Origin of the sequence: Burkholderia sp. MSh2 (genome assembly GCF_000731655.1) — a bacterium.
GTDB lineage: Bacteria > Pseudomonadota > Gammaproteobacteria > Burkholderiales > Burkholderiaceae > Burkholderia > Burkholderia paludis.
The window spans coordinates 120,301-126,898 of record NZ_JPGM01000027.1 but is presented as its reverse complement, the minus strand read 5'-3'; the positions used below and the strand labels follow the sequence as shown (position 1 = coordinate 126,898).

Annotated in this window: 6 protein-coding genes and 1 pseudogene; 2 read left to right on the top strand and 5 right to left on the bottom strand. The window is 70.1% G+C overall.

The genetic code is table 11. The features are described 5' to 3' along the window. A pseudogene (locus GQ57_RS43765) lies at positions 1-206 on the bottom strand (collagen-like triple helix repeat-containing protein); the annotation flags it as partial. A 353-nt stretch (positions 207-559) separates the two neighbouring features. On the opposite strand from GQ57_RS43765, the gene GQ57_RS18325 reads away from it, so the two are divergent. Further along, the gene (locus GQ57_RS18325) at positions 560-961 is read left to right on the top strand and encodes a carboxymuconolactone decarboxylase family protein (RefSeq protein ID WP_031399078.1); all 402 of its coding nucleotides are present in this window, start codon (positions 560-562) and stop codon (positions 959-961) included. Between the two features lie 71 nt (positions 962-1,032). Here GQ57_RS18325 and GQ57_RS18320 read toward each other — a convergent pair whose 3' ends face one another. The 3 genes from GQ57_RS18320 to GQ57_RS18310 are packed head-to-tail and all read right to left on the bottom strand — an operon-like array spanning position 1,033 to position 4,527. After that, on the bottom strand, positions 1,033-2,019 hold the full coding sequence (locus tag GQ57_RS18320) for an alpha/beta fold hydrolase (protein ID WP_034198623.1): 987 nt from the start codon (positions 2,017-2,019) through the stop codon (positions 1,033-1,035). A 7-nt stretch (positions 2,020-2,026) separates the two neighbouring features. Then, positions 2,027-3,604: a flavin-containing monooxygenase gene (locus GQ57_RS18315; RefSeq protein WP_034198622.1), complete on the bottom strand. Its 1,578-nt coding sequence runs from the start codon at positions 3,602-3,604 to the stop codon at positions 2,027-2,029. Beyond that, positions 3,601-4,527: an SDR family NAD(P)-dependent oxidoreductase gene (locus GQ57_RS18310; RefSeq protein ID WP_034198621.1), complete on the bottom strand. Its 927-nt coding sequence runs from the start codon at positions 4,525-4,527 to the stop codon at positions 3,601-3,603. The genes GQ57_RS18315 and GQ57_RS18310 overlap by 4 nt, the downstream gene beginning before the upstream one ends. Before the next feature lie 88 nt (positions 4,528-4,615). Between GQ57_RS18310 and GQ57_RS18305 the strand changes: the two genes are divergently transcribed. Continuing rightward, the gene (locus tag GQ57_RS18305) at positions 4,616-5,278 is read left to right on the top strand and encodes a TetR/AcrR family transcriptional regulator (protein ID WP_031399074.1); all 663 of its coding nucleotides are present in this window, start codon (positions 4,616-4,618) and stop codon (positions 5,276-5,278) included. A gap of 259 nt (positions 5,279-5,537) precedes the next feature. Here GQ57_RS18305 and GQ57_RS18300 read toward each other — a convergent pair whose 3' ends face one another. Beyond that, positions 5,538-6,473, bottom strand: coding sequence for a LysR family transcriptional regulator (locus GQ57_RS18300; RefSeq protein ID WP_034198620.1), 936 nt, complete (start codon positions 6,471-6,473; stop codon positions 5,538-5,540). Positions 6,474-6,598: the final 125 nt, after the last annotated feature.

The window sequence follows — 6,598 nt, the reverse complement described above, 5'->3', positions numbered from 1 at the left end:
CCCGACGTCCCCGAACTACCGCCCCCCGACGTCCCCGACGAACCGCCGCCCGATGTACCGGAGGTTCCCGAACTGCCGCCCGTCCCCGACGAGCTCGGCTTGATCGTCGGCGGGGTCGTGGGTCCATCGACCGAGCCGCAGCCATATAGCGCGAGCAGCGACGAGACGGCCATCGTTACCGTCGTCTTCTTGAAGAGATTGTGCATGTTGGCCTCGACATTGGAAGTGTGTCCAAGCCTCCACTGCAAATTCCGCGCCACGACATTTTCCGGAAACGGTGTCGCGTTTTGTTGCGGAAATCGGGAAGATCAGCGCGATTTAAACGGTGGGACGGCGGTTTCCCGCGACCGGGCACCGGCGGTGCGCCGGCGCGGCGGATGCGATGTTCCCGCAAGCCGCCGTAACGCGCCGCGCGATGTTACGTAGCGTTCGACGGCGCTGGCGGCTGCGAACCGGCAGCCGTGTCTTTGACGAAACGGGCCGGCGCCGCGACCATGGCGAGAACGCTTCCGGCTGCCGATGCCGCTGGAGCGGCCACGCATCCATACAGGGCACCGACATGAGCGAACAGGACAGGGAGTCCGGCAAGGCGCGCCGGATCGACGTGATGGGCGAGGCGTTCGTCGAGCGCGCGATGCGCGACCTCGACGGCTTTTCGCGTCCGCTGCAGGACTGGCTGAACGAACACGCGTGGGGCAGCACGTGGCAGCGGGGCGGGATCGATCTGAAGACGCGCAGCCTGTGCACGTGCGCGATGCTGGCGGCGCTTGGCCGCGGCACGGAATTGAAGGGGCACGTTCGCGGCGCGCTCAACAACGGCGCAAGCCTCGTCGAGATCCGCGAGGTGCTGCTGCACAGCGCGCTGTACGCGGGCGCGCCGGCTGCGATCGAGGCGTTCCGCAGCGCGCGCGAGGTGATCGCGGATCTCGGGCTGCCGGTGCCCGACGACGACGCAGCCTGATTGCGCCGCAGCATCGGCGGCGCGGCGCGGCACGGCACGGCACCGGCCGCCGCTTCGTCAGGATCTTCCGTCTAGTGCTCGACGCGCGCCGTCTGCGCGGTCGCGTCGACCGATGCGCCGGCGACCTCGAGCAGCCAGTCGGCGGTCGCATCGGGAATCGTGACCGGCAGCATGTGCCCGCCCTCGACGACCTTCAGCCGCACGCGCGCCGATTTCTGTGCCAGCGCCTCGCCGTGCTGGCGGTAGTTCAGGATCGGATCGGCGCGGCCGTACAGCACGTCGACCGGCAGCGAGAGATCCGCGTAGCGGCGTTCCATCGCGGGCAGGTCGGCGGGCGCCGACAGCAGATCGGTCGCGGTCGCGTAGAACACGTGCGGCCTCATGCCGAGCAGCCCGCCGCCCTTGGTGGGGAAATCGTGCGGCACGGCTTCCGGCGCGAACACCTGGCGCACGGCCTTGCGGCCGGTCAGGATCGTCAGCGGAATCGCGAAGGTCCACGACACGAAGCGGCGCACGAGCGGCGACGGCAGCATCAGCGGCTTGAACGGCGCCGGCGGCTCGGGCTGCTCGTGCGACAGCGGCGCGATCAGCGCGAGCCGGCTCACGCGTTCCGGATGGTTGAGGCCGACCGCGAGCGCGATCGCGCCGCCGAGCGAGTGGCCGACGAGCACGGGCCGGTCGAGCCGCAGCGCGTCGATGAACGCGGCGACCGTGCGGGCCTGCGCGAACACGTTCGCCTGCGAACCCGCGCCGCGCAGCGAGCGGCCGGCGCCGGGCCGGTCGATCAGGATCACGCGATGATGCTGCGCGAGCCGCGTGAGCGGCAGGTACGCGAAGTTGCGCAGTTGCCCCGCCAGCCCGTGGACGAACACGATCGGCGGCCCGTCGCCGTATTCGACGTAGTGGATGCGGTCGCCGCCGATGTCGACGAAGCGGCCTTCGGGCGGAAACGCTCGCGTCACGCGGCTGGCAACGTACGCGGAAAACAGCGCGAGCGCGGCGAGTGCCGCGACGACGCCGAGCAGCACGGTCTGGATCAGGTGGAGCGTATGGGTCATGTCGGCCTCAGCGGGTTTCGAGTGCGGGTTCGGCTACCGGCGTCGCCGCCGGGCCGGTTTTCGCGCGGCGTTCGAACTGCATCGCCGAATCGGCGAGGCCGCTGAACTTCAGCGATGCGAGATCGAGCACGTAGTTCTGGTGGAATTTCCACGGCTTGTGGTGGCCCTGCTTCGGCAGGATGCCGGCCGCACGCTGAATGTAGCCGGAGCTCAGGTTGACGGCCGGCACGTCGCCGAGATCGCCGGCGCCGAGCCGCGGCACGCACGTGTCGTAGCCGTTCGCGCGCATGTGGTTGAGCAGCCGGCACACGTAGCGCGCGATCAGCTCGGCTTTCAGCGTCCACGACGCATTCGTGTAGCCGAACGACGACGCGAGGTTCGGCACGTCGCTGTACATCATCCCCTTGTACGACACGGTCTCCGGCAGGTCGACCGCGCGGCCGTCGACCGTTACGCGCGCGCCGCCGAGCATCTTCACCTTCAGCCCGGTCGCGGTGACGATCACGTCCGCGTCGAGCTGCTGGCCGCTCTTCAGCTTCAGGCCGGTCGGCGTGAAGCGCTCGATCTCGTCGGTGACGATCGATGCGCGGCCCGCGCGGATCGACTTGAACAGGTCGCCGTTCGGCACGAGGCACACGCGCTGGTCCCACGGCATGTAGCGCGGCGTCAGGTGCTTCGCGACGTCGAAGCCGGGGCCGAGCTGCTTGCTCGCCGCACGGATGATGAATTTCTTCGTCTGGTCGGGCTTGCGGCGCGAGACGTTGTACAGATAGATCGTCAGCAGGACGTTCTTCACGCGCACGATCCGGTGCGCGAGCCGCGACGGCAGCACGCGGCGCAGCGCGTTCGCGATCTTGTCGCGCGCGGGCAGCGACACGATGTAGGTCGGCGAGCGCTGCAGCATCGTGACGTGCTGCGCGTCGGCCGCCATCGACGGCACGAGCGTGACGGCCGTCGCGCCGCTGCCGATCACGACGACGCGCCGGTTCGCGTACGACAGGTCCTTCGGCCAGTGCTGCGGGTGCACGAGCTTGCCCTCGAACGTGTCCATGCCGGCCCAGTCGGGCAGGTAGCCGGCGTCGTAGTCGTAGTAGCCGCTGCACATGAACAGGAAGCGGCAGGTGTAGACGAGCGTGTCGCTCGCGCCGTCCCGGGTGCGCTCGATGGTGACCGTCCAGCGCGCGCGGTTCGAGTCCCAGTCGGCCGCGACGACTTTCTGGCCGTAACGGATCGTCCTGTCGATCCCGTAGGTGCGGGCCGTGTCGCGGATGTAGTCGAGGATCGCCTGGCCGTCCGAGATCGCCTTGTCGCTGTGCCACGGGCGGAAGCTGTAGCCGAGCGTGAACATGTCGGAGTCCGAACGGACGCCCGGATAGCGGAACAGGTCCCAGGTGCCGCCGATCGCGTCGCGCGCCTCGACGATCGCGAAGCTCGCATGCGGGCAGCGCTGCTTCAGGTGATACGCGGCGCCGATGCCGGACAGGCCGGCGCCGACGATCAGTACGTCGAGGTCGTTGCCGTCGCGGCGCTCGGCGCGGGCGGCGGAGGCGGGCGGCGCGTCGCGCCGGTCGGTCGTCGTGGTCATGCGGGGTCCTTGGTCGGCGTGGTCGGGCGGGAGGCCGGGGCGTGCGCGTGCTCCCCCATGGGGACTTCCTTCGGGCGCAGGTTGCGTGCGCGGGCGCGGCGGACGTGGCGCAGCATCAGCCACTGGTAACCGGCGCCGAGCACGCGCGCGATCCGGTCGAGCCGGCGCGCGTCGGCGCCGACGAGCACGCGGCGCGCATTGCGCTCGACGCCCGCGAGGATCTGCCGCGCGGCCTCGTCGGCCGTCGTCGCGTTGATCAGGCGGTTCGCCTGGCGCCGATGGGTCGCTTCGTCCTGGCCCGTCAGCGCGTGGATGCTGGTGTCGACGCGGCCCGCGTCGACGATGTTCGTCGCGACGCCGCCCGGATGCACGCAGGTCGCGCTCACCGGCGCGCCGTCGAGTTCGAGTTCCATCCGCAGCGCCTCGGTGAAGCCGCGCACCGCGAACTTGGTCGCGTTATACGCGCTTTGCGTCGGCATCGCGACGAGCCCGAACAGGCTCGACGTGTTGACGACATGGCCGTCGCCCGACGCGCGCAGGTGCGGCAGGAACGCCTGCGTGCCGTGCACGACGCCCCAGAAATTGATGCCGACGATCCATTCGAGATCGGCGATGCGCGCGGTTTCGGCGCTGGCGGCCAGCGACACGCCCGCGTTGTTGAAGATCAGGTTGACCTTGCCGTGTTCGGCGCGGACGAAATCGGCCCAGGCGAACACCGCATCGCGATCGGCCACGTCGAGCCGCCGCGTGCTCGCGCGCACGCCGTGCCGCGCGCAGGCGGCCGCCGTGGCGGCCAGCCCGGTTTCGTCGACGTCCGCGAGCGCGACCGCGCAGCCGCGCCGCGCCAGCTCGACCGCCAGGCTGCGGCCCATGCCCGAACCGGCGCCCGTGATCGCGGCGACCTTGCCGGAAAAACCCTTCATCCGTCGCTCCTCCCGTTCCGCTTGCGCTGCGCCGATCGCGCGGCTATTGTGGTGTTGGTCGTCACCACTTTAGTTTTCGGGTGTCCTGATGTCAAATAGCGGAATGGAGAAAGCACTCGAAACGGAAAAAAGGGGCCGGTCGTATGGCGGCGTGGCGCCCGAGGTACGCGCCGCCGAGCGGCGCGACGCGCTGATCCGCGCGGCGACGCGGGTGTTCGGCACGGTCGGCTTCCGCAAGGCGACCGTGCGGTCGATCTGCCAGGAAGCGAAGCTGAACGACCGCTATTTCTATGCGGCGTTCGACAGCACCGAGGATCTGCTGCGCTGCACCTACCTGCATCACGCGCAGCAACTGCATGAAGCGGTCGCGCAGGCGGTGGCCGCGCGCGGCGGCGATCTGCGCGAGAGCGTCGACACGGGGCTCGGCGCGTTCTTCGCGTTCCTGCGCGACCCGTGCTCGGCGCGCGTGCTGCTGCTCGAGGTGATGGGCGTGAGCGCGGATACCGACATGACGTACCAACGCATGCTGATCGACTTCGGCAAGCTGATCATGGCGATCGGCGCGCCGCGCGAAGCGGCGACCCCCGCGGAGCGCACCGAGCAGCGGCTGGTCGGGCTCGCGCTCGTCGGCGCGATGACGAACGTCGGCGCGGCGTGGCTGCTCACCGGCTATCGGGATCCGGAAGCGCAGATGATCGCGAGTTGCAGGCGCGTGCTGCTGGGGACGTTGCGGGAGCGCGACGAAGGGTGAGCGTATGGCGCGACGGTTCGCCATCGGCCGTGCACCGCCGCGGCACGCCGTCGGCGCGGCAGCGCCTGACGAGCAGGCGCGTCGCGGTTGGCGGGTCGGATCACGCGCCTGAAACAAGCGCAGGCACTTTTGAGGTGGCCGGCGTTCGGTGCGTGACGCCGAACAGCGGTGTGTGAGCCCCGCGTCGAACCCGCGTTTGCGGATGCCGATCGATGCGACACCCGAGCGGCGGGCGTGATGCGCCATGAGGTCGCTACCGCTACCGCGTCCGCTTCCCGGCGAATGCCGGTGCTTCGTCCCCGATCGTCCCCTTCATTGCCTCGATGAACGCCCGCACCTTCCGTGACGGCAGCCGCGTCGACGGATAGACCGCATGGATGCCGGCCGGCGCCGTGTGCCACGCCGGCAGCAGCCGCACGAGGCGGCCGGCCGCGACGTCGTCGGCGGTCGAGAAATCCGTCAGCAGCCCGAAGCCGCCGCCCGCGAGCACGATCGCGCGGCACGCGGTCGCGGTGTTCGACACGACGGGCGCGACGCACCGCACCGAGGCCGTGTCGCCGTTCGCGCCCTCGAGTTCGACCGTATGCGGGCGCGGCAGCGACGACAGCATCACGAACGGCAGTGCGGCGAGCGCATCCGGCGCTTGCGGCAGCCCGTACCGCGCGACGAACGCGGGGCTCGCGACCAGCCATTTCCGGTACGTGCCGAGCTGCGCCGCGCGATAGTTCGAATCGGCGAGGCGGCCGATGCGGATCGCGACGTCGAGGTTGTCCGCGACGAGATCGACGACGCGGTCGTTCGCGACGAGTTCGACGTCGAGCCCCGGGTGCCGGTCGCGCAACGCGACGACGGCAGGCGCGACGACCAGCGCGCCGTAATCGATCGGCACGCTCACGCGCAACGTGCCGCGCAGCGGCCCCGCGTCGGAGGACACCGCATCGAGCGCGCTTTCGGCGGCGCGCACGATGTCGCGGCACGCGTCGTAGAACGCGCGCCCGGCATCGGTCACGCTCAGCCGCCGCGTCGTGCGCACCAGCAGGTTCGCGCCGACCTCGGATTCGAGGCGCTGCATGTGCGTGCTGACGACCGTCTTCGCGAGGCCGAGCCGCTCGGCCGCGGCCGTCAGCGAGCCGGCGTCGACCACCGCGACGAAGATCGCCAACCGGTTCAGGTTCACGTCGCGCAGATCGGCCATCGTCGATTGTCCTATGGAAGCGGATAATGTTTCACCGATTATCCGTCTTCTGGCCGCGAACCGCGAGCGCTACGCTGGGGCCGTTCGTCGCCGATACCCGGCGGCGCGAGATTCCGGAGTGTCGC

Bases quoted from the DNA above. Each gene is read 5' to 3' on its own strand.
- GQ57_RS18325 (WP_031399078.1), top strand. From the start codon at position 560: ATGAGCGAACAGGACAGGGAGTCCGGCAAGGCGCGCCGGATCGACGTG.
- GQ57_RS18320 (WP_034198623.1), bottom strand. From the start codon at position 2,019: ATGACCCATACGCTCCACCTGATCCAGACCGTGCTGCTCGGCGTCGTC.
- GQ57_RS18315 (WP_034198622.1), bottom strand. From the start codon at position 3,604: ATGACCACGACGACCGACCGGCGCGACGCGCCGCCCGCCTCCGCCGCC.
- GQ57_RS18310 (WP_034198621.1), bottom strand. From the start codon at position 4,527: ATGAAGGGTTTTTCCGGCAAGGTCGCCGCGATCACGGGCGCCGGTTCG.
- GQ57_RS18305 (WP_031399074.1), top strand. From the start codon at position 4,616: ATGTCAAATAGCGGAATGGAGAAAGCACTCGAAACGGAAAAAAGGGGC.
- GQ57_RS18300 (WP_034198620.1), bottom strand. From the start codon at position 6,473: ATGGCCGATCTGCGCGACGTGAACCTGAACCGGTTGGCGATCTTCGTC.